Source organism: Actinoplanes missouriensis 431 (assembly GCF_000284295.1).
GTDB lineage: Bacteria > Actinomycetota > Actinomycetes > Mycobacteriales > Micromonosporaceae > Actinoplanes > Actinoplanes missouriensis.
Genome location: NC_017093.1, coordinates 4,414,371 through 4,436,059, shown reverse-complemented (window position 1 = coordinate 4,436,059; position 21,689 = coordinate 4,414,371). Strand labels below are relative to the sequence as shown.

Genomic DNA, 21,689 nt, shown 5'->3' with positions numbered 1-21,689 from the left:
GCATCATGCCATTGGACGTATGCCGGGGTGCCCGCTCGTCGGCTCGGGATCCGGATGCTGAGCGCAAGCCGGGAAGGCGCGGTCCGGCGCGTGACCCGGTGCTCGCGTGATCCGGGTTCGCAGGTGCTCGCGCTCGGCGGGGTCGGTGGTCAGGGCCGTCGCCGCCGCGTATTCGCTCGCCGCCTCGTCCTCGCGGCCCAGCCGGCGCAGCAGGTCGGCGCGGACCGCCCGGGCCGGCTGGAACCGCCCGCCTGCCGCGCCCGCCGCGCCCGCCCCGGCCGTCAGCGTGTCGAGCAGCGTGAGCCCGGCCGCCGGGCCCTCGGTGTCCGCCGTGACCGCGGCGAGGGCGACGCCGCTGCCCAGCGACGGGGCGAGCCGGTGCAGGATCCGGTGCAGGTCGAGCAGCGTGCGCGGGTCGGCGCCGGGCGTGCAGTGCAGCGCCTGGATCGCCGCCTCCAGCTGGAACCGGCCCAGCCTGCCCGCCGCGTGCGCCGCCCGCAGATGCTCGTGGGCCCTGGCGATCAGCCGCCGGTCCCAGCCGGCCGGATCCTGGCCGGCGAGCGGCACGAACCGGCCGGCCGCGTCCACCCGCGCGCCGGCCCGGGCGGCGCAGAGCAGCACGAGCGCGGCCAGCCCCCGCGCCTCGGGATCGCCCGGCGCCACCCGCGCCAGCACCTCGGCAAGCTCGACCGGCGAGCCGACCCGGCCCGGCGAGCTGAGCCCGGCCGGCGCGCTGATCTCGACCGGCGGGCCGAGCCCGGCCGGGGCCTCGATGGCGTAGGCGCCGTAGACGGCCTCCAGCACCGCGGCCATCCGGCCCGGCAGGTCGCCCCGGTCCGGGATCCGGAACGGGATGCCGGCCGCCTTGATCCGCCTCTTCGCCCGGACCAGGCGGGTGGCCATCGCCGGCCCGGGCAGCGTGAACGCCCGGCCGATCTGCTCGGCCGTGTAGCCGAGCACGGTGTTCAGCATCAGCGGGGTGTGCACGGCCGGGTCGATCGCCGGGTGCGCGCAGACCAGCATCAGCTCGAGGCGCCGGTCCGGGATCGCGTCGACGTCGATCGCGTCCAGGTGCGCCGGGGCGTCCCGCTCGACGTCGAGGGCGACCGTGCGCCGCGCCCGCGCGGACCGCCACCCGTCGCGCAGCCGGTTGCGCGCCACGGTCAGCAGCCACCCGTCCGGGTTGGCCGGGACGCCGCGCTCCGGCCAGGTGCGCACGGCCCGCTCGAACGCGTCGGCCAGGGCGTCCTCGGCGGCGGCCAGGTCGCCGGACGACGTTGCGAGCAGGGCGAGGAGCCGCCCGTAACCGGTCCGGGCGGCCGACTCGGCACGGCTCAGCGCGTCCACGCGCCATCCACGAACGCCGTCGACACCGGGCGGACCTCGATCACGCCCCACTGGGCGCCGGGACACCTCCGCGCCCAGCCGAGCGCGTCGTCCAGGTCCGGCGTGTCGATCAGGAAGATGCCGGCCAGGGCCTCCTTGGTCGCGGCGAACGGGCCGTCCTGCACCCGCGGCGAACCCTCCCGCAGGGTGACCGTCGTCGTCATGTCGGTCGGCTGCAGCACGTCGGCGGAGAGCAGCACGCCGGCCTCGCGCAGGGCTTTCGCGTACGCGTCGAACGCCCGCATCGCCTCCGCGACCGTCTCCTGGTCGAGCTCGCCGGGCGCCGGCTCGCCGTAGTGCATCAGCAGTGCGTATCGCATGGTTTACCTCCTGGAGAGAACTCGGATGCCACCATGACGATCCGGCCGCCCCCGGATCGTCACCCGGTTTTCCGATCCTGCGGCGTGACACCAGCTGTCACGATGACCTTGTGACAGTTGAACGGACGGTTCTCCTCTGGTTCGGCCGGGCCTCGCAGGACGCGGCCACCCACACCAATCTCTCCGCGGTACGCACCGACGGCAAGGTGCTCTGGCTGGCCGGTGACGAGACCGCCAGCATCGAGCGTCTCACCGCCGACGACGAGGACAAACCGGCCGAGTACGGCGACGAGCGCACGTTCCGCCTCGCCGACCTGGTGACCCTGCCCGGCGACGACCCGGACGAGGAGGCCGACATCGAGGGCATCGCCCGGACCGGCGACTTCCTCTGGGCGGTCGGCTCGCACAGCCTGCGCCGCCGGCAGATCAAGGAGAAGCACAGCGGCCCGAAGGCGCTCAAGCGGCTGGCCCGGGTCACCGGCCAGGAGAACCGGCAGATCCTGGTGAGGATCCCGGTCGTGGACGTGGACGGGCTGCCCACCCTGGTCGCCGAGGCGGAGATCGGCGGCGAGCGGCACCACGCGGCGGCCGTGGCCAACCACGACAACCTGCGCGAGCTGCTGCGCTACGACGAGCACCTGTCGCCGTTCCTGGCGATCCCGAGCAAGGACAACGGGCTGGACGTCGAGGGCATCGCGGTCCAGGGCGACCGGGTCTACCTGGGTCTGCGCGGGCCGGTGCTGCGCGGCTGGGCGTTCGTGCTGGAGCTGCGGCCGTACGTGAACCCGGCCGAGCCGGGCCGCCTGAGGCTGCGCGAGTTCGAGGACGGCCTGCCGTACCGCAAGCACGTGCTGGACCTGGACGGCCTGGGCGTGCGCGACCTCTGCCCGTCCGGTGACGACATCCTGGTGCTGGCCGGTCCGACGATGGCCCTGGACGGCCCGGTCCGGATCTACCGCTGGCGGGGCGCCTGCCAGGCCGCGATGCCGGAGATCGTCCGTGGCGACCGGATCGTCCGGGAGCTGGAGCTGACCTACGGCGAGGGCGACGACCACGCCGAGGGCATCGGGCTGATCGGGCCGGCCGAGGACGGGCGGGTGCTGGTGGTGCACGACAGCCCGGCGGCGGACCGGATGACGGCGGACGGCGCGATCGTCGCGGACATCATCCGGCTGCCCGGCTGATGGCCGGTCGCAGCATCCGCAGGGTCCGCACGCCGACGGTCAGCCAGGCGGTGACCAGGGCCGCGTAGAGCAGCACGGCCACCACCCGGAACATCGTGGCGCCGGTCTGCGCGGCCAGCGCGGACGTCCCGGTCACGCAGGTGCCGACCGGGAACGTGAACGACCACCAGGTCAGCGAGAACGGCAGCCCGCGGCGGGCGGTCCGCACGGTCACCGCGAGCGCCAGGCTGCCCCACAGCGCCGCGAAACCCCACAGGGGCACGCCGAGCACGACGCCGAGAGCGGCAAACCCTTGCGGGTACGGGTGGGGCAGCGCCGTCGCGGCGACCCCGCCGAGCGCGTTCGCGGCGGTGATCGCCTGCCCGATCGGGCCGAGGACGATCCAGAGCGTGGGCACGGTCCCGGCCGGCCCCGCCGTGTGCAGGGCCAGCCGCTGCCAGATCAGGGTGGTCACGATCAGCGCGGCGATCAGGCTGAGACCGAACATCGCGTAGCAGCCGAGCAGCAGCGTGAGCCGGATCTGACCGGCCGGGGCGTGCGGCACCAGCGGGGCGCCGGTGGTCGCGGAGACCATCGGCGCCACCACCGGCATGAGCCAGCCGCCGAACGCCTCCCCGGTGCCGCCGGTGGCGTGCCGGGTGAATCTCAGGTAGGGGACGGCGACCGCAGCGAGCAGGCCGGTCAGTGTGCCGATCACCCAGAGCGTCGCCGCGACGGCGACCGCGGCCCGGTCGCCGATCGGGTCCGGGCCGAGCAGCAACGTCCCGGCGCCGACGGTGAGCAGCGCCATCGGCGGCGCGCCGTAGAAGTGCGCCAGCACCGGGTCGGCGGCGTGCCGGACGACTGTCCGCCGCTGCCGGGCGGCGATGACCAGCAGCGTCGTGAGCAGCGCGGCGGCGAGCAGCCAGACCGCGGTGGCGAACGGCCGCAGGACCGTCGCGCCGGACGGCAGGGACACCGCGGCGGTCGCGACGATGCCGGTCGCCATCACGGAGGCGAACCAGTTCGGGGTGAGCGAGGCCGGCGCGGGCACGGGTGCGGTGCGGGCCGGCGCGGGCGGGAGCAGGAGCTGTGGTTCGGCGTAGGGGCTCACGGTTCCACGATCGCCGGGACCGTGATCACGCGGTAGCGGGCGCGTTGTTGTGGGGTCACAAGGCGAGCTTGTACCCCCGTACCGGATGAGGTTGTGGGGTGATCTACGGTGTCACGCCCGCCACCAGTCGTCGAGCGGGGTGACCGGGACGGTGCGCTTGTGGCGGGTGTTCCGGAACAGGGTCTCCACCCGCTCGGCGACCTTGTCGGTGACCTCTTGGCCCTCCAGGTAGTCGTCGATCTCGGCGTAGGTCACCCCGAGCGCCACCTCGTCCGGCAGCGCCGGGCGGTCGTCCTCCAGGTCGGCCGTGGGCACCTTCTGCCAGCAGCTGTCCGGCGCGCCGAGCTCGCGCAGCAGCGCCGCGCCCTGCCGCTTGGTCAGGCCGGTCAGCGGGGTCACGTCCACGCCGCCGTCGCCGTACTTCGTGAAGAAGCCGGTGACCGCCTCGGCCGCGTGGTCGGTGCCGGCGACAAGCATGTTCAGCTGGCCGGCGATCGCGTACTGCAGGACCATCCGCTCGCGGGCCTTGATGTTGCCGCGGACGAAGTCGCGCAGCTCGCCGCCGTCGAGTCCCTGCGCCGTGGCGGCGGCCGACGCGTCCGCGCCCGGCTTCACGTTCACCGCGATCGACCGGTCCGGCTCGATGAACCCGAGGGCCACCTGGGCGTCCAGTTCGTCGGCCTGCACCCCGTACGGAAGGCGGACCGCGACGAACGTCGCCTCCCGGCCCTCGGCGCGCAGCTCGGCGCAGGCCAGCTGGCAGAGCTTGCCGGCGAGGGTGCTGTCCTGGCCGCCGCTGATGCCCAGCACGTAACCGGTGGCCGGTGTGGACCGCAGATAGTCACGGAGGAACCCGACCCGCCGCTGGATCTCCCCGGCCGGGTCGACGGTCGCCTTCACGCCGAGCTCAGCGATGATCTGATCACGAAGGTTAGCCACCCGCGTACCCTATCGGCCGCCCGCCCGGCGTCGTCGGCGGAGGACCGGCCTTCCGTACGATCAACTGCCGTGACCCTGAGCCCCCGGATGCCGGACCTCGCCGCCCTGGAGATCCTGCTCGCGGTGGCCCGGACCGGCAGTGTCAGCGCCGCCGCGCGCGAGGCCGGCCTCTCCCAGCAGGCGGTCTCGGCGCGTCTGGCCGCCCTCGAGTCGCGCACCGGCGTGCGTCTGGCCACCCGGACCCCGCGCGGCGCGCGGCTCACCCCGCAGGGCGCCGTGGTCGTCGAATGGGCCGACCGGCTCCTGCAACTCGCCGCCGAGGTGGACGCCGGGCTGGCGGCGCTGCGCGAGGACAGCCGGAGCACGCTGCGGGTCAGCGCCAGCCTCACGGTCGCCGAACATCTGCTGCCCGGCTGGCTGGTGGGGCTTTCGGCGGACGCGGCGCGGCGGGGGCAGACCCCGATCCGGGTGGTGCTGACCGCCACCAACAGCGACCACGTGATCGAGCAGGTGGAGACGAACCAGGCCGACCTCGGGTTCATCGAGGGGCCCACCGTGCCGCGTGGCCTGCGCAGCCGGATCGTCGGGCACGACGAGCTGGTCCTGGTCGTGCCGCCCGGGCATCCGTGGGCGCGGCGGCGTGCGCCGGTGACCGCCGGTGAGCTCGCGGCGGCCGGCCTGGTCACCCGGGAGCCGGGGTCGGGCACCCGGGACTATCTCACGGCGGCGTTGCGGGAGGCGCTCGGCGACGGGGTACGGCAGGCCGCGCCCGTCCTGGAGCTGTCCACGGCGGCTGCCGTGCGGGCGGCGGTGCTGGCCGGGGCGGCGCCGGCCGTGGTGAGCCGGCTCGCGGCGGGCGATGATCTGCGGGCGGGACGGCTGCGACACGTACCCCTGGAGGGTCTTCGTCTGGAACGCGACCTTCGTGCCATCTGGACCGGTCCGCGTGTGCCACCGCCAGGTGCGCTGCGGGCTTTGCTGACCCATATCGGTGCGCCGAGCGCGTAGGCTGGTCTGCGCCTTGCACTCCTTGCCGGTGCTCGTCACCGCTCGTCACCGTTCGCCGCCGTTCGCCCGAGGAGCAGGATGCCACTCACCCCGGCCGATATTCAGAACATGGCCTTCAAAGCGCCGCCGGCCGGCCGGCGTGGGTATGGCGAGGAGGAGGTGGACGCGTTCCTGGACGAGGTGGAGCAGGAACTCGCCCGCCTCATGGAGGAGAACAGCACCCTCCGCACGCGTGTCACCCGTCCGGAGGACGAGATCGCCGCGCTGCGCGGTCTTCTCGGTCAGTTGAGCGCCGAGCGGGACCGGGCCGAGCAGCGCGCCCGTGACCTGCAGGCCGAGCTGGAGCGTGCGCATTCCGCCCCACCGCCGGCTGCCGGTGGCGATGATCGGAACCTGCGGGTGCTGATGATGGCGCAGCGGACCGCCGACGAGCATCTGCGGGAGGCGCGCGGCGAGGCGGACGGCGTGATCGCCGACGCCCAGGCCCGTGCCGATCAGCTGGTCGCGGAGGCGCGGCTGTCCGCGGAGGGCACGGAGGCGGCCGCGCAGCGCGACCACGCGACGGCGCTGGACGGCATCGTGGCGGGGCGGGCGGCGCTGCAGCAGGAGATCGAGCAGCTCGGGCAGCTGGCGTCGACGTATCTCGCGGCGCTGCGCGAGCACGTGAGCCGTCAGCTGCGCGACGCCGACGAGCCGAGCGCCTATCAGTGACGGGTCGAGCCGGGCGGCCGGCGGTCACAGAGGGCCGGTGGGCAGGTTCCGGCGGATGAGTTTGCCGGTGGGGTTGCGGGGGAGCTCGTCCAGGAAGACCACGTCGCGGGGGACCTTGTAGCGCGCGAGCGACCCCCTGACGTACTCCTTGATCTCCTGGGCGTCCAGGACCGCGCCCTGGATCGGGACCACGAACGCGCGCAGGCGTTTGCCGAACTCCGGGTCGTCGACGCCGATCACCGCGGCCTCGAGGACGTCCTCGCGGGCGGCCAGCAGGTTCTCCACCTCCTGCGGGTAGACGTTCTCCGCGCCGGAAATGATCATGTCGTCGTCGCGGCCGTCGATGTAGAGCAGGCCCTCGGCGTCGAAGTGTCCCTGGTCGCCGGTGGACATGAAGCCGTCGATGATCTGTTTGTGCTGGCCGTCGGTGTAACCCTCGAACGGGATCCCGGTGCGCACGAAGACCCGCCCGATGGTGTCCGGCGCGGTGATCCGTTTTCCGGCGCCGTCGAAGAGCGCCACGTGCACGGTGACCGGCGGCTTCCCGACGGTTCCGGGGGCGCGCCGGGACTCGGCCGGCTGCGCGACCGTGGCGACGGCGACCTCGGTGGAGCCGTAGACGTTGTAGACCACGTCGCCGAACTGCTCCTGGAAACGGGCGGTCAGGTCCGGCGGGAGGGCGGAGCCGGCGACGAAGACGGTGCGCAGCGAGGACGTGTCGTACTTCTCGATCACGGCGGGACCCAGCGCCAGGATGCGGGTCATCATGGTCGGCACGGCGACCAGCATCTGCGCGCGATGGGCGGCGATCGCTCCGAGGACGCGTTCCGGGTCGAAGCGGCGCATCAGGATCGCGTGGTTGGCCAGCGACAGCCCGACGGTCCACGCGCCGAAGCCGGTGCTGTGGAAGAGCGGCGAGGCGATCACCGCGGCGCCCTGGCGGGGGAACGGGATCCGGTCCGCGATCAGGGCGCTGGCCAGCGGGGACACCTTGGTCCGCGGCGCGCCCTTGGGCAGCCCGGTGGTCCCGCTGGTGAGGATGATGAACCCGCCCGGCTTGTCCGGCAGGGGCAGCGGGGTGACCGGCCGGCCCGAGGCCAGCTCCTCGATGGACGTGCCGGTGGACGAGCCCCAGGTCAGGTACCGCGGGATCGTCACCCCGGCGACCAGGTCGTCGAACTCCTCGTCGTGCAGCAGGACCCGCACCTTCTCCCGCTCCACCACCTGCGTGAGCTGTCCGGGCGCCAGGCCGGTGTTCATCAGGGCGAGCCGCAGTGTGGCCCGCGCGGTCGCGCTGATCGCCAGCAGCAGGCCGCGGTGGTCGCGGGCGAGGACGCCGACGACCGCGCGGTCCGGCAGGTTGAAGCTCTTCAGCGCGTGGGCGAGGGCGTTGGACTGCTCGTCGAGCTGCCGGTAGGTGAGGGTGCCGCGCTCGTCGGTCAGGGCCGGCAGGTCCGGGTGCTCGGCGGCCGCTTTCATGATCAGGGCGGCCTGCGGGCCGAGCCGGCCGTTGGTGGCGGCCATCTTGAGCAGCCGGTCGGGGCGCGCGAGGTTGACGATCCCGATCTGGTGCATCCGCAGGACCGCGTGCAGATGTTCGAGCGTGCTCATCAGATGCCCTTCCATTGGGGGGCTCGGCCCTCGGCAAAGGCGCGGATGCCCTCCCGGGCGTCCGCGGAGCCGATCACCTCGCCGGCGAAGTCGGAGAGACGGTCGAAGGACTCCGCGGTGCTCCAGTCGCGGTGCTCGTCGACGATGCGCTTGGAGAGACGGACGGACAGCGGCGCGTTGGCGGCGATCTCCTGCGCCAGTTCGAGGGCGGTTTTGAGGGCTTTGCCGGGCCCGGTGACCCGGTTGATCAGGCCGAGCTCGTGCAGGCGGCGGGCCGGCAGGGGCGCGCCGGTGAGGGCCATCTCCAGGGCGGTGCTGCGGGGCAGGGACTGCGCCAGGCGCAGCACGCCGCCGGCCGCCGCGATCAGGCCGCGCTTGACCTCGGGGATGCCGAACCAGGCGTCCTCGGCGGCGACGATCAGGTCGGCGGCGAGCGCGAGCTCACAGCCACCGGCGAGGGCGGATCCCTCGACGGCGGCGATCAGCGGTTTCGCCGGCGGGCGGGCGGTGATGCCGAGCAGCCCGCGGCCCTCGGTGATCGGGTACTCGCCGCGGGCCGCCGCTTTCAGGTCCATCCCGGAGCAGAACGTGGTGTCGCCGCCGGTCAGCACGGCGACCCGCGCGGACGGGTCGGCCTCGAAGGCGTCGACGGCGCGTTCCAGGGCCCGTGCGGTGGCCAGGTCGATGGCGTTGCGCACGGCGGGACGGTGGAGCCGGAACACCGTGACCGGCCCGTGCCACTCCACGATCAGCGGCGGTTCGGCCGGGGCCGGCAGCGGCGACCGGGTGGTGTCGGTGACGGTCACCGTGTCCGCGGTGAACTCCACGGTCCACCCCAGAGGGTCGTCGGCGAGCAGCCGGGCGATCAACTCCGGGTCGGTCGCGCGGCGCACGATCCGGGCGCCGTCCGGGGCGAGCGCGGTGACGACGGCGGCGGCCGGCGATCCGGAACGGTCATAGGGGATCGTGTACGCCTCGAGCACCGCCGGACCCGCGTAGGAGCCGGCCGCGGTGCGCGCCGCCGGCCGGGGCATCCGCAGATCGGCGTCGACGTCCGCGTAGGGACGCTCCGGCGGCGTCGCCGAGAACACGCCCGCCGCGTGCTTCGTCAGGTACCACCCGAGGGCGGTGGCCAGGCCGGACGCCTCCGGGTCGGCCCGCAGCAGGGGTACGAGGTTGGCCACCGCATGCCCGGAGTAGTTGTTCCCCGGCCCGCCCGCGAAGGTCAGCCCGCCGGTGACGGTGAGCTGCCGTTGCAGATCCAGGCCGAGCTCGTCGGCGGCGATCTCCACAGCCGACGGGAAGCACGCGTAGAGGTCGACGTGCGTGATGTCGGAGATGTCCAGGCCGGCGTGGTTCAGGACGGCCGCGCCCGCCGCCCGGATCGCCGGGGAGGCCGCCAGATCCGCCCGCTCGGAGACGAACCACTCGTCGGTGGCGTGCGCCCCGGCGTGCGGGAACACCCACCTGTCCTGCGGGATCCCGGCCGCCTCGGCCGCCGCCGCGCTGCACAGGATCACCCCGGTCGCCTGGTTGACCTGCAGGTGGGCGGTGAGCAGCTTCGGATAGGGCGCGGAGATCGGGCGGTTCTCCCCGCTCGTGCCGGCGAGCTCGTCCGCGGTGCGCGCCCCGGGCAGCCAGGCGTACGGGTTCTCCGCCGCCACCGCCGAGAACCGCGACCACAGCTCGGTGATCCGGCGCTGATGGTCGGGGACGGAGAGGCCGAGCTTGCCGCGGACGGCCGACTCGATCAGCGCGTACATGTAGATCGGCGCGACCAGGCCGGCCGCCGTCTCCGGGTCGTTGTTCGGCTCGAGGTCGACGCCGACGATCCGGCCCGGCGCGGCGCCCTCGGGCTGACCGGGCCAGCCCAGCTCGCGACCGGCCTTCTCGGCGGCCGCCGCGGTCGCCGCCGCCTCCGCGCCGCCGACCAGCACGACCGTGGCGTGCCCGGCGACGATCGAGGCGGCCGCGTCGTTGATCAGCCGGAGTCCGCCGTCGCCGCCGAACGTGCTGCTGCGCACGGTCTCGGCCGGTGCCGCGCCGACCGCCGCGGCGATCAGGGCGGCGCCGTCCGGGTACTGCCAGGACACGCTCGGCACGTAGGCCACCGAGTCGGCGGTGGAGAGCAGCCCGGTGACGCCGCTGTCCTGTTCGGCAGCCCGCAGCGCGCGGACGGCGAGGGACACCGGGTCGGCGCCGAGCGGATCGGTGGACCGCTCGGACACCTGACCGACGCCGACGATGACGGGTGTCCACGCGTCGATCTCCCTCCCGGTCCGCTCGTGGCGAACCGGCGCGGGCTTCGGGGTGCGCACCGGGCGCGGCCGTGGCGGCTCCCGCCTCTCGGGCGTGGCCTGCCCGGAAAGCCGTCCGGAGGCCTTGTCGTGGGAGCGCGGCTCGCGCGGGGACGTCCGGGACGCGGGCGCGCCGGCTGCGCCGGGCCGGTCGGCGACCGCGGCGGCCAGGCGCTGCAGGGACTTGGTCATCGCGTCGGCCAGGTTGCGGGCCACCATCGGACCGAGCGGTCCGTCGGCCGAGCCGCCCTCCACGCCGCCGTCGATCCGGACCAGCGTGCCGGACCCGGCGGTCCCGAGACTGCCCAGCGACAGGTAGAGCCCGACGACGATGCCCATCGGGCCGGTCCCGTCGAGCCAGAGGGATGCCGGTTCCCGTACCCCCGACGCGGTCCACCGGACCTCGGTGGCCATGCCCATCAGCTTCGCGCGCTGCGCGAAGCGCGCGCCGTCGGTGATCCGCGCCGGCGGCGTACCGGCCCAGCCGGTGTGCAGGACCAGCCAGTCCGGCATCCGGGCCGGGTCGGCGAGCACCGCGAAGACGTCCTGGGGCGAGGCCGGGATCTCGGCGGACGCGGCGAACGGGTACTTCAGCTCGCGGGGCGGCGCGACCATCGCGCCCGCCGCCGTCTCCCGCGCCGCCGCGCCCGGACCGCCGGTCGCCGGGCGGCTGCGGCGGGGCAGCGCGGACGCGGCGACGGCGCGGAGCATGGCGAGGCGCTGACGAGCGGGCATAGACGACTCCCTAACAGTCTGGCGTGACGGTAAGCGAGTGACCCGTGTCACCACAAGCCCTCGAATCCTGCTCCGGAAATCTGCAGTAGACCGAACTAACCGTCAAGTCGTACGGTTACTGCCGTGACAGCGGAACAGGGCCGGCGCACTCAGGCGCAGCGCAGTGAGGCGACCCGGTCGAAGATCCTGGACGCGACGGTGCAGTGCCTGGTCGAGCGCGGCTATGCCGAGACCACCACCGCCGAGGTCCTGGCCAGGGCGGACGTGCCACGCGGCACGCTGCTGCACCACTTCCCGACGAAGGTGGACCTGCTCGTCGCGGCGGTGCAGCACGTGGCACGCCGGCGCCTCGACGGGCTGGCCACCGAGATCGGCATGGTGGCGCCCGGCGTGGAACCGCTCGACGCGTTCATCGACGCGGTGTGGCGGCACTTCTCGTCGCCGATCTTCTGGGCCGCTCTCGAACTGTGGAACGCCGCCCGCACCGACGCGGCCCTGCGCGACGCCCTGGTGGCCGTCGAGAAGGAGATCTTCGGGACGCTGCGGGACCATGCCCGGGAGCTGCTCACCGACGACCCGCGCGTCGACACCGTCGTCCACTTCACGTTCGAGGTCCTCACCGGACTCGCCATGACCGGCATCGTCAGCGGCGACCTGGCGAGCCGGGAACTGCTGATCCGCCGCTGGAAACGGGCCGCCGCGATCCTGCTGGGCCGCCGTGACCCGGACACCCTCGTCGAAACCCCTCGAAGGAGCCAGGCATGATCGAAACCGCGGAGCGCGCGGCCCTGCAAGCCTCGATGAAGCAGTTCGTCGGCCGGGAGATCCTCCCGAATCTGCCCGCCTGGGAGCGGGACGGGCAGATCCCGCGCGAGGTGCACCGCAGCGTCGCCAAGGCCGGCCTCTACGGCATCGGCTTCGCCGAGGAGATCGGCGGCGAGGGCGGCGACACCGTCGACATGACGCTCGCGACCGAGGCGTTCCTCGAAGCCGGCGGCTCCTCCGGCGCGCACGCGGCGATCTTCACGCACGGGATCGCGCTGCCGCACATCATCGCGAGCGGCGACACCGGCCTGATCGAGCGGTTCGTCCGCCCCACCCTGGCCGGCGAGAAGGTCAGCGCGCTCGGCATCACCGAGCCGGACGCCGGCTCCGATGTGGCGCACCTGCGCACCACGGCGGTCCGCGACGGCGACTCCTACGTGGTCAACGGCGCGAAGATGTTCATCACCTCCGGGGTCCGGGCCGACTTCGTGACCACCGCGGTGCGTACCGGCGGACCCGGCGCCTCCGGGATCAGCCTGCTCGTCATCGAGAAGGGCACGCCCGGCTTCACGGTGTCCCGCAAGCTCGACAAGATGGGCTGGCTCTGCTCGGACACCGCCGAGCTGTCGTTCACCGACTGCCGGGTGCCGGCCGCCAACCTGATCGGGCCGGAGAACGGCGGGTTCATGCTGATCGGCCAGGTCTTCGTGCCGGAGCGGATCATCGCGGCTGTCCACGCGTACTCGATCGCGCAGCGTTGTCTTGATCTTTGTTTGGATTACACGCGGCAACGGGAGACGTTCGGCAAACCGCTCATCGCCCGGCAGGTGGTGCAGCACAAGCTGATCCAGATGCGGCAGCGGATCGAGCTGGCCCGGACCTACACCCGCGAGGTCTCCCGGCGGCACGCGGCCGGCGAGTTCGTCGCCGGCGAGGTCTGCATGGCGAAGAACGCGGCCGTCGAGACCTGCAAGTACGTGGTCGACGAGGCGGTCCAGTTGCACGGCGGCATGGGCTACATGCGGGAGAGCGAAGTGGAGCGCCACTACCGCGACACCCGGATCCTCGGCATCGGCGCGGGAGCGACCGAGGTGATGACCGACCTCGCGGCGAAGATTTTCGGGTATGGTCGCTGATCAATACTGTCGTTGATCGTTCTAAGGGGCACGGGTGACCGAGACGACCGACTGGGTGCCGGCCGGCATCGACGTGAACCGGCCCAGCGCCGCTCGTGTCTACGACTACTTCCTCGGCGGGGCGCACAACTTCGCCGTCGACCGGCAGCTCGCCGAGCAGATCGCCGCGATGACCCCGAACATCGGTGAGACCATGCGGTCCAACCGGGTCTTCCTGCGCCGGGCCGTGCGGTTCCTGGCAGCCGAGGGCATCCGGCAGTTCCTCGACATCGGCTCCGGCATCCCCACGGCCGGCAACGTGCACGAGATCGCGCTCGACGCGGCGCCCGGGTCGAAGGTCGTCTACGTCGACATCGATCCGGTCGCCGTCGAGCACAGCCGGGCCATCCTGGCCGGCGTCGGCGGGACCGGGGTGATCTGCGCGGACGTCCGGGACGCCGACCGGATCATCGCGGAGTCCCGCAAACTGGAATTGATCGACTTCAGTGAGCCGGTCGCCGTGCTGCTGGCCGGGGTGCTGCACTTCGTGCCGGACGCCGACGACCCGGGCTCGGCGGTGGCGGCGCTGCGGGAGGCCCTCGCCCCCGGCAGCTACCTGCTGATCTCGCACGCCACCGGCGACGGCCAGCCGCCCGAGGTGATCGAGGCGCAGCGGCTGTCGTCCCGGACCGGCACCGAGATCAGCCTGCGGACGGCCGGCGAGATCACGGCGTACTTCGACGGGTTCGACCTGGTCGACCCGGGCCTGGTGTTCATCCCGCAGTGGCGGCCCGACCCGCAGGACCCGGTCGACGAGCATCCCGAGCAGGTCGGCGCGTACGCCGGTGTGGCTCGCAAGGGTTGACCGGTGTTCGCCCGGCGGTGGCGGCGTGAGCTGACCCGGTCGATGTTCGTGCCCCTCGACTCCGCGGACCTGGACGCCCTGCTGGAACGGCTCGCCGCCCTCCTGCCGCACGACCCGTCCGCGGTCGGCGCCGCCCTGGTGGAGGCGCACCTGACCGACCCGTCGGTGCTCGAGGCGATCATCGGCATCCTGGACGACAAAAGGGCAGCGGCGGCGGTCGCGGCCGGGTACGCCCGTGCCCTGCGCGCCGCCACCATGGCCGAGCAGGAACGCCTCAACCGCGCCGTCCTGGACGCGCACGCCGCCGCCGAGCGTGCGCTGCGGGCCAGCGAGTCCCGGATGCGCGCGGTCTTCCAGAACGCCGCCGTCGGGATCGGCATCAGCACCATGGACGGGCAGATCGTCCGGGTCAACCAGGCCTTCGCCGACCTGCTCGGCTACACCGCCGAGGAGATGACCGGGCTGCGGGTGCCGGACCTCGCGCACCCCAGCGACCCGCCCGACATGTGGCTGCTCTACGAGGAGCTGATCGCCGGCAAACGCGACGCCGTACGGCTGGAGAAGGCGTACTACCGGGCCGACGGCGGCGTGGTCTGGACCGACATGACCTCGTCGCTGATCCGCGACGACGACGGGGCGCCCGAGTTCACCATCGCCATGGTGCAGGACATCACCGACCGGCTGCGCCTGCAGGACCGGCTCGAGCACCAGGCCACCCACGACCCGCTCACCGGCATGCCGAACCGGGCGATGATCGCCGACCGCCTCGACCGGATCTTCGCCGAGGCCGGTCCGGACGCCCGGGTCGGCGTCTGCTTCCTCGACCTGGACGGCTTCAAACGGATCAACGACACCCTCGGGCACCAGGTCGGCGACGACCTGCTGGTGGCCGTCGCCGACCGGCTGCGGGACTGCTGCGAGCCGGCGCACCAGATCGCCGGGCGGGTCAGCGGCGACGAATTCGTGCTGCTCGTCGACGACCCCGACGGGCCGGGCGAGCTGACCCGTCTCGCCGCGTCCGTGCTGGCCGCCCTGACCCGGCCGTTCCAGCTGGGCCGGCACCGGACCCGGATCTCGGCGAGCATCGGCGTCGTCGAGAGCGCGGTCCTGGACACCAGCCCCGCCGAGCTGATGAAAGCCGCCGACCTGACCCTCTACGTCGCCAAATCGGAGGGCCGGGGGCGTTACGTCACCTACGACGCCGACCGCGACGCCCGGCAAGCCGCACGGTACGCCCTGGCCGCCGCCATGCCGGACGCCCTGGACCGGCGCGAGTTCACCCTCGTCTACCAGCCGCTGGTCAGCCTCGCCGACGGGCGGCTCACCGGGGTCGAGGCCCTGGTCCGCTGGAAGCACCCGGAACTCGGCGAGCTCGGGCCGGACGCGTTCATCCCGCTCGCCGAGGAGACCGGGGTGATCCTGGCGCTCGGCAGCTGGGTCCTCGAGGAGGCGTGCGGGCAGGCCGCGTACTGGGCGCGGGCTTTCCCGTCGGCGCATCTGTCGGTGAGCGTCAACATGACCGTCTCCCAGGTCCATGAGCCGACGTTGCCGGCCGACGTCGAGAAGATCCTTTCCCGTACGGGTCTTGACCCGTCCCTGCTCGTGCTGGAGCTCACCGAGAGCGCCGTGATGGACAACGACTCGGCGCCGCTGCGGGCTCTCGCGGAGCGGGGAATCCGGATCGCCATCGACGATTTCGGCACCGGGTACTCGAATCTGGCCTATCTGCGTCGCCTGCCGGTGCACATCCTGAAGCTGGCCGGCCCGTTCGTGGACGGCCTGCGCGGAGCACAACCGCCGGCCGCGTCCCCGCCGGCCGCGTCCCCGCCGGCCGCGTCCCCGCCGGCCGCGTCCCCGCCGGCCGCGTCCCCGCCGGCCGCGTCCCCGGCAGCGTCGTCCCCGGCCTCCCCTCCGGCGGTCTCCTCTTCGGCGGCGGACCGCTCGTCCCCGACGCGCACCGTGGACGAGCAGATCGTGGAGACGATCGTGCGGCTGGCGCATGTGATAGGCCTGTCGGTGACGGCGGAGGCGGTGGAGACACGCCCACAGGCGGACCGCTTGCGGGCGCTGGGGTGCGACACGGGGCAGGGGTGGCTGTTCGCCCGTCCACAGCGACCCAACGAGATCACCGAGTTGCTGCGCCGAACCACCTTCCCGGCCTCACCCGGGACAGTCGACGGCTCGCAGGATCTCGCCTGATGCGGGGTCCAGGACGATCGCTCCCGCGCGGTAAGAGTCCACACCGGAACGCGGCTCGCACAGTGTGACGGCACCCGCCGGATCGGGAGAGCCGGCGCGCTCGCGGGGAGGACCGAAGAGAACGAGCACCGCCGCGATCGCGATCAGCGCGCGCCGGTTCCTGCGCCGCTGCCGCTGGCGCTGTGCGGGTCGACTCGGCCGTGCCGCAGGCGGCGAATCAAGATCGATGACGGGCACGTTGCGGATCTTAGTGAGTGTTTGAGTGTGGTGTCGCACGGCGTGTCCCTGGGTGCGGCGAGAGTGGTCTGAAGCTGGCGTGGTGGAGCGTGAGCGTCGGTACCCGTCTGACCTGACTGACGAGCAGTGGGAGATCGTGGAGCCGATGCTCTCGTTGATCAAGTCGCCGGGCCGGATCCCGAAGCATCCGCGCAGGGCGATCGTTGATGCGATCTTGTACGTGGTCCGCAGCGGTTGCTCGTGGCGGCAGCTACCGGTCGACTTCCCGCCTTGGCAGACCGTGTACTGGCAGTTCCAGCAGTGGGAGAAACGCCAGGTCACCGAGCGCATCCTGGAAGAGTTGCGGGAGCAGGTCCGCCTGGCCGAGGGCCGCGAAGCCGAGCCGTCGGCCGGTGTCATCGACTCGCAGTCGGTCAAGGCCGCCGACACCGTCGGCAGCGACAGCCGCGGCTACGACGCCGGGAAGAAGATCAACGGACGTAAGCGGTTCATCGTCACTGACACTCTTGGCCTGCTGGTCGTAGTCTGCGTGATGTCAGCGTCCTGGCAGGACCGCGACGGCGCGAAGACGACCTTGCTGTCGACGTACCTGACCACGTCGATCCGGCACGTGTTCGCCGATCAGGGCTTCGCCGGCCGGTTGGTCGACTGGGCTGCCGAAACGCTCAAGACCACCATCGAGATCGTCCGTAAGCCCGCCGACCAGCGTGGGTTCGTGGTCCATCCCCGGCGGTGGGTGGTCGAGCGCAGCCTCGCGTGGCTGACCGCGCACCGCCGGCTGGCCCGTGACTATGAACGCGACCCCGCGGTTTCTGAGGCATTGATCCGCTGGGCCGCGATCAACACCATGGTCCGCCGTCTCGACCGCGGCCGACCCGCCATCCGCCAGGGCCGCCGGACATTGAGCACGCCCGGATAACAGCACTCTCAAACACGCACTTAGGCGAAGCACGCGACAACAGGTGCCCGCCTGACGGCGGACTCGCTGCTCTCGCTTCGGACCCCGACATTTTTGTGCCCGTCAATTTTCTCGGAGGCCCGCGCTTACCATTGTGCTGCTTTTCGAGGCGGTGGAGAGTCTGTCTCGGCACCGAGCTGACGAATGCCCTCATTTTCCAAGAATGCACATCTGCGGAAAGTTTATGAGCCGGGCTACGCCGAAGAAGCCTGAATTGGGTGGCTCCAAACAGGGCAGAATTGGATCGGGCAGCTCTGCGTCGTCCGCGGGCGGCAGCCGTCGTGAGCGGGGCCTGGCGGCTTGTGGATCCAAGGTCCAGGGCCGTGTCGGGTCGCGCCCCCTGCTCCGGCACCGGGTCCGACAGCGGGTCTGGCGCCTGCTCAGGCACCGGGTCTCGCGCTGGAACCGTCTCGATGGTGCTGCTCTGCTCCAACGGCGTGGTGTCCACCGGGGCAGCGACGAAGGCGGGTCCGCCCGCCGGGCGCGGGTCGGTCGAGTGAGCTGATTCGCCGGTCTGCAACTGGCGCAGCCGCCGGGCATGGCGCTGCTCCAGACCCCACGCGCGGTGCCTCTTGTGCTCGCGCCGGAACGCCTCACCCTCCGGCGAATAATTGCGACGCAGCTTCGGATCCCGCAGATGCCTCGTGGGGAACAATGAAAGCTGCCTCATGAATTAATTGTTCCCGGCGCATCCGGGATCGGCGATGGTGTTCGCCCGAAGTTCAGATCAGGCAATAATCCCCAGCCGACTGGTTGATCCGCTGATCCGGCGCTATCAAAGACCAGTCTGCGCGGTGCGGCCGCGGCGCGGACCTCGGCCGTCTCCAGGGGGTCGTCGCGCAGGTATCGCAGGCGGCTCCCTGTCCGCGGGCTGATCAACCGGAGGCGCGAGAAGGTCGTGGCGCCGAGCGTGAAGAGAGGTCAGGAGACGTTGGTGACGATCTGGCGGAGGACGGACAGGGCGGCGTTGTAGTCGGCGTCGGGGATGCCGGCGTGGATGCGGGCGGCGATCTCGGGGAGGTGCCGGCTCTGCTCGTCGCGGGCGGTGTGGCCGGCTGCTGTGATGCGGAGGCGGCCGTGACGGTCGACGGTGACCAGGTGTCGGTCGAGGAGGGACTCTGCCTCGGCGGCCAGGTCGTCGGTGGTGAGCAGGTGGGCGCGCAGGTCGCGGTTGAGGTCCTGGAGGGTGCGGTCGTCGCGCTCGGTCAGGGCTCGGAGCAGGCAGAACTGGGCGTGGGTCAGGCCCAGCTCGGCCTCCCGGGCGCGGGTGAACGCGATCAGCGCGCGGTGTGCCGCGCCGGTCCAGTAGGCGGCCGGCTCCGCTACGGGATCAGTCATGGTGCGGACGGTAGGACGTGAAGGGCAGTTGAGGTCAAACCCGGGCCGGACGGCCGGCTCGGGCCGCACGGCCGGCTCGGCCCGCACGGCCGCCGCAGGGGCCGTGCGGGAACGATGAGGTCGCGGCGGGGGCTTCTCGGGGAGTTCCGGGATCCCCGTACCCAATTATGATCTTGGCCAGGCGGACAGGCGGGATCGCAGCTCCTGGATGGCGTGGGCGTCCAGGCCGTAGAGGGCGAAGCGGGCGTCGTCGAGGCGGTCCAGGTAGCGGCCGGCGTCGGCGATGTCCTCCGGGTCGAGGGCCGGGTCCGCGGCGTGGGCGAGGTGCAGGATGCGGTCCAGGGGGTAGCGGTCGAGGGCGGCGGCGACGTCGATGTAGTCGCGGACCTCGCGGCGGTTGACGAGGGCGGCCACCTTCGTGGCGACCAGGTCGTCCAGGTGCATGACCGGGCCGACGTCCATCACCACCGGCGTGCGGTGCCGGTCCAGGCGGCACAGGGTGAGCCGCAGCGCGCGGTCGTCGCTCGCGACCAGGAACTCCTGGATGTCGGCGTCCATGCCGGCGAACAGCTCGTCGGCCTCCTCGCGGACCACGCGGTACCCGGCTTCGGTGAGCGCCGCGGTGACGTCGCCGGCCGCCGCGCGCACCCCGCCGGCGGTGTCGGTGAACAGGTCGATGTCCTCGGTCGGGCGGGCGACCAGGCCGTTGACCAGCCAGGCCACGCCACCACCGAGGACGAAACCGTGCTTGGTCGCCACGGTCAGGGCGATGCGGGCCACGTCGCGGTAGAAGTCATCGACGTGCACTGGCTTCTCTCAGCGGGCGGTGCCGTGCCTCCCAGGCGGCGCGCACGCCGCGGGGCAGATTGAGATCGGGCCAGACGCGGATCAGGGTCGGGCCGTCGATATAGGCCTGAATCTCGTCGATGCGGATTGCTTCGCGGAGCACGTTCTCATACATCCACAACAGCATCGTGGGCTGGCTGAGGTCGAATGCGCGATGCGGATTCCACCAGAGGCGCAAGGGCAACTCGACGAGGCCGGCGGTGGGGCCGCGCAATTCGCTCAGCATCCCGGCGACGACGACCGGCCGATGGGGGCGGGCCAGGTGCATCACCGGGACTGTGCTGACGGACATGACGTCAGCCTAAACCGAGGCGTCACGGGAAAGGCAAGCACCTAGGTTCCTAGGATGCTTTAGGCGGTGTGTTCGCTGCGGCTCGGTGGTGGTCATTCCCGGCCCTTTCCGGGGTACGGGGTCAGAGGTTGCGCTCGCGAACGCCGGAGAGCAGCCGGTCGATCGCCGTGCGATCCGGCTCGTCCGGCAGCGGCGTCGACGCGGCTGCCTCTTCCAGCTCGGCGAGCAGGGCGGACGACCAGGCGCGGATCTCGTCCCAGCCGGCCTCGCCGCGCCGGACGGCGAGCAGCCGGTCGCGCAGCGGGCTCATGTCGACGAGCACCTCGCCGGTACGCAGCACGTGCGCTCCGGCGATCAGCAGGCGAATCATGTGCATCGCCTGTTTGTGATTGGTCTCGCCGGTGCGGGCACGCCGCGCCTCCACCTTGGCGAGCTGGTCGCGGGCGTAATTGCCGTAGGTGGCGAATACGCGCCGGGACAGAAACGCCTGCCGCGCGCTGATCAGAGCCGTGCCGTCCGGATCTACCGTTTCGACGATGGGGGACCAGAGCACTTCCAGGACCGTCGGATTGGCCTGTGCGGCGAGCACGCAGAATCGCTCGAACTCCCAGTTGAACTGTTCGTCGAGGGGGCCGTCGAAATGCGTCGGCGGTTTGTCCAGACGCCAGAAGGAACGGGTGGGCGCCACGAAGACGCCCCGCCGGTCGTGGTCGGATCCGTCCACGGACAGTCCGTAGGCGCGCGATCCGACCACGACCGACAGCGCGAGCGGGAACATCAGAGGTCGATGACCGTCGCGTCGATCTCGTCGAGCTCGGCGGCGGTGAGCTCCGGTCCGCTCAGCGCGGCGATGTTGTTCTCCAGCTGGCCGACGCTCGACGCGCCGATGATCAGGCTGGTCATCCGCGGGTCGCGCAGCGCCCAGGAGAGCGCCAGCTGGGCGAGGGACTGGCCGCGGCGCTTGGCGATGTCGTTGAGCGCGTGCAGGCGGCCCATGGTCTTCGGGTCGAGGGCGCTCTCGTTGAGGAAGACGCTGGTCCGGATCCGGGAGTCGTCCGGGATGCCGGTGAGGTACCGGTCGGTGAGCAGGCCCTGCTGCAGCGGGCTGAACGCGATGCAGCCGGCGCCGGCGTCGGAGAGGGTGTCGAGCAGGCGGTCGTGCTCGATCCAGCGGTTCAGGATCGAGTAGGACGGCTGGTGGATCAGCAGCGGGGTGCCGAGGTCACGCAGGATCTGGGCGATCTCCGCGGCCTGCGCCGACTTGTAGTTGGAGATCCCGACGTAGAGGGCCTTGCCGGACCGGACGATCGCGTCCAGCGCCGACGCCGTCTCGTGCAGCGGCGTCTCCGGGTCGGGCCGGTGGTGGTAGAAGATGTCGACGTAGTCCAGGCCGAGCCGGGTCAGCGACTGGTCCAGCGACGACACCAGGTACTTCCGTGATCCCCAGTCGCCGTAGGGCCCGTCCCACATCGTGTAGCCGGCCTTCGTCGAGATGATCAATTCATCACGGTACGCCTTGAGGTCCGTCCCCAGCAGCCGGCCGAAGTTCGACTCCGCGCTGCCCGGCGGCGGGCCGTAGTTGTTCGCCAGGTCGAAGTGGGTGACCCCGAGGTCGAAGGCGCGGCGGACGATGGCGCGCTGGGTGTCGAGCGGGCGGGTGTCGCCGAAGTTGTGCCACAGGCCGAGGGAGAGGGCGGGGAGCTTCAGGCCGCTGCGACCGGCACGCCGGTAGGTCATCGTGTCGTAGCGGGCGGAATCAGGGGTGTACGTCACAGACCACACCCTAGGAC

19 protein-coding genes are annotated in these 21,689 nt (G+C 72.2%); 8 read left to right on the top strand and 11 right to left on the bottom strand.

The features are described 5' to 3' along the window. Window positions 1–3: 3 nt before the first annotated feature. Both AMIS_RS20755 and AMIS_RS20750 read right to left on the bottom strand, forming a co-directional pair. Entirely contained in the window at window positions 4–1,347 is a 1,344-nt protein-coding gene (locus tag AMIS_RS20755) for an RNA polymerase sigma factor (protein ID WP_014444333.1), read from the bottom strand. Beyond that, on the bottom strand, window positions 1,335–1,706 hold the full coding sequence (locus AMIS_RS20750; RefSeq protein ID WP_014444332.1) for a YciI family protein: 372 nt from the start codon (window positions 1,704–1,706) through the stop codon (window positions 1,335–1,337). Before AMIS_RS20750 ends, AMIS_RS20755 begins: the two co-directional genes overlap by 13 nt. 110 nt (window positions 1,707–1,816) lie before the next feature. On the opposite strand from AMIS_RS20750, the gene AMIS_RS20745 reads away from it, so the two are divergent. Next, complete coding sequence (locus AMIS_RS20745; protein ID WP_014444331.1) at window positions 1,817–2,890, top strand: DUF3616 domain-containing protein; 1,074 nt, start codon at window positions 1,817–1,819, stop codon at window positions 2,888–2,890. Here AMIS_RS20745 and AMIS_RS20740 read toward each other — a convergent pair. Both AMIS_RS20740 and nadE read right to left on the bottom strand, forming a co-directional pair. Continuing rightward, the gene (locus AMIS_RS20740) at window positions 2,871–3,983 is read right to left on the bottom strand and encodes a TDT family transporter (RefSeq protein WP_014444330.1); all 1,113 of its coding nucleotides are present in this window, start codon (window positions 3,981–3,983) and stop codon (window positions 2,871–2,873) included. The genes AMIS_RS20745 and AMIS_RS20740 overlap by 20 nt on opposite strands. Window positions 3,984–4,094: 111 nt before the next feature. Further along, entirely contained in the window at window positions 4,095–4,922 is an 828-nt protein-coding gene (nadE, locus tag AMIS_RS20735; RefSeq protein ID WP_014444329.1) for an ammonia-dependent NAD(+) synthetase, read from the bottom strand. 69 nt (window positions 4,923–4,991) lie between these two features. Between nadE and AMIS_RS20730 the strand changes: the two genes are divergently transcribed. Next, window positions 4,992–5,930, top strand: coding sequence for a LysR family transcriptional regulator (locus AMIS_RS20730; RefSeq protein WP_014444328.1), 939 nt, complete (start codon window positions 4,992–4,994; stop codon window positions 5,928–5,930). 78 nt (window positions 5,931–6,008) lie between these two features. Next, the gene (locus tag AMIS_RS20725; protein ID WP_014444327.1) at window positions 6,009–6,641 is read left to right on the top strand and encodes a DivIVA domain-containing protein; all 633 of its coding nucleotides are present in this window, start codon (window positions 6,009–6,011) and stop codon (window positions 6,639–6,641) included. 24 nt (window positions 6,642–6,665) lie between these two features. On the opposite strand, the gene AMIS_RS20720 is transcribed toward AMIS_RS20725, so the two are convergent. Together AMIS_RS20720 and AMIS_RS41255 are read right to left on the bottom strand one after the other, a co-directional pair. Continuing rightward, a complete protein-coding gene (locus AMIS_RS20720) occupies window positions 6,666–8,252 on the bottom strand; it encodes an acyl-CoA synthetase (RefSeq protein ID WP_014444326.1) in 1,587 nt (528 codons plus the stop codon). Then, complete coding sequence (locus tag AMIS_RS41255) at window positions 8,252–11,284, bottom strand: type II toxin-antitoxin system Rv0910 family toxin (protein ID WP_014444325.1); 3,033 nt, start codon at window positions 11,282–11,284, stop codon at window positions 8,252–8,254. The genes AMIS_RS20720 and AMIS_RS41255 overlap by 1 nt, the downstream gene beginning before the upstream one ends. Before the next feature lie 123 nt (window positions 11,285–11,407). On the opposite strand from AMIS_RS41255, the gene AMIS_RS20710 reads away from it, so the two are divergent. From AMIS_RS20710 to AMIS_RS20690, 5 genes are all read left to right on the top strand, one after another. Further along, a complete protein-coding gene (locus AMIS_RS20710) occupies window positions 11,408–12,049 on the top strand; it encodes a TetR/AcrR family transcriptional regulator (protein WP_014444324.1) in 642 nt (213 codons plus the stop codon). Continuing rightward, the gene (locus tag AMIS_RS20705; RefSeq protein ID WP_014444323.1) at window positions 12,046–13,185 is read left to right on the top strand and encodes an acyl-CoA dehydrogenase family protein; all 1,140 of its coding nucleotides are present in this window, start codon (window positions 12,046–12,048) and stop codon (window positions 13,183–13,185) included. The genes AMIS_RS20710 and AMIS_RS20705 overlap by 4 nt, the downstream gene beginning before the upstream one ends. Window positions 13,186–13,219: 34 nt before the next feature. Next, the gene (locus AMIS_RS20700) at window positions 13,220–14,029 is read left to right on the top strand and encodes an SAM-dependent methyltransferase (RefSeq protein ID WP_014444322.1); all 810 of its coding nucleotides are present in this window, start codon (window positions 13,220–13,222) and stop codon (window positions 14,027–14,029) included. 3 nt (window positions 14,030–14,032) lie between these two features. Continuing rightward, window positions 14,033–16,228 carry a putative bifunctional diguanylate cyclase/phosphodiesterase gene (locus tag AMIS_RS20695; protein ID WP_014444321.1) on the top strand — a complete coding sequence of 732 codons (2,196 nt, stop codon included), beginning with the start codon at window positions 14,033–14,035 and terminating at the stop codon, window positions 16,226–16,228. Between the two features lie 319 nt (window positions 16,229–16,547). Next, window positions 16,548–17,384 (top strand): IS5 family transposase, encoded by an 837-nt coding sequence (locus tag AMIS_RS20690; RefSeq protein ID WP_041831085.1) that lies wholly within the window; start codon window positions 16,548–16,550, stop codon window positions 17,382–17,384. A gap of 960 nt (window positions 17,385–18,344) precedes the next feature. Here the strand turns inward: AMIS_RS20690 and AMIS_RS20685 are convergent. From AMIS_RS20685 to mgrA, 5 genes are all read right to left on the bottom strand, one after another. Continuing rightward, window positions 18,345–18,761 carry a MarR family winged helix-turn-helix transcriptional regulator gene (locus AMIS_RS20685; protein WP_014444319.1) on the bottom strand — a complete coding sequence of 139 codons (417 nt, stop codon included), beginning with the start codon at window positions 18,759–18,761 and terminating at the stop codon, window positions 18,345–18,347. Between the two features lie 165 nt (window positions 18,762–18,926). Beyond that, window positions 18,927–19,568, bottom strand: coding sequence for a nucleotidyl transferase AbiEii/AbiGii toxin family protein (locus AMIS_RS20680; protein ID WP_014444318.1), 642 nt, complete (start codon window positions 19,566–19,568; stop codon window positions 18,927–18,929). Continuing rightward, entirely contained in the window at window positions 19,555–19,899 is a 345-nt protein-coding gene (locus AMIS_RS20675; protein ID WP_014444317.1) for a hypothetical protein, read from the bottom strand. Before AMIS_RS20675 ends, AMIS_RS20680 begins: the two co-directional genes overlap by 14 nt. A gap of 121 nt (window positions 19,900–20,020) precedes the next feature. Beyond that, window positions 20,021–20,677, bottom strand: coding sequence for a nucleotidyltransferase domain-containing protein (locus AMIS_RS20670; protein ID WP_014444316.1), 657 nt, complete (start codon window positions 20,675–20,677; stop codon window positions 20,021–20,023). Next, complete coding sequence (gene mgrA / locus AMIS_RS20665; protein WP_014444315.1) at window positions 20,677–21,672, bottom strand: L-glyceraldehyde 3-phosphate reductase; 996 nt, start codon at window positions 21,670–21,672, stop codon at window positions 20,677–20,679. The genes AMIS_RS20670 and mgrA overlap by 1 nt, the downstream gene beginning before the upstream one ends. Window positions 21,673–21,689 lie beyond the last annotated feature (17 nt).